Annotated in this window: 1 protein-coding gene; it reads left to right on the forward strand. The window is 40.1% G+C overall.

Annotated elements, in window-relative coordinates:
• Window positions 1-240: 240 nt before the first annotated feature.
• Window positions 241-524 (forward strand): IS3 family transposase (locus tag N7931_RS19375; RefSeq protein ID WP_262795986.1); only part of this gene is annotated, 284 nt, incomplete at its 3' end.

Raw genomic sequence — 524 nt, forward strand, 5'->3', positions numbered from 1 at the left:
ACGTATTCAGCAGTTAGAAAAACAAGTTAAACAGTTAGAAAGTGACAATGCCTTATTAAAAAAAGCGTCAGCCTTCTTCGCTATGGAAATGAACAGCGGCAGCAAATCGCGGTAAAGCTGAAGAAGGCTGGTCATCAAGTACAGCAGATATGCCGTTGTTTAAAATTAGCTTCTAGCTCGTTTTATTATCGATTAAAACCCAAGTCGATTGACGCAGAGAAAGTAGGTTTAGAAGCCGCTATGAAGCATATTCACAATGATATGGATGCAACTTACGGCAAACGCAGGATGTTATCTGAGCTGTTAGATATGGGCTTTAAATTGGGTATTGATAAAGTTCGCCGTTTTATGAAACGGCTCAAGCTAATTGCTAAGCGACCTAAACAACATAAGTATCCAGTTGGTGGCAAAGCGTCTGTGATTGCGCCGAATACACTGAATAGACAATTTAATCCTGAGTCGTTAAACACACATTGGTCGGGTGATATTACATTTGTCCGTACACAACAAGGATGGCTATATGT

The organism is Catenovulum sp. 2E275 (assembly GCF_025515275.1).
GTDB lineage: Bacteria > Pseudomonadota > Gammaproteobacteria > Enterobacterales > Alteromonadaceae > Catenovulum.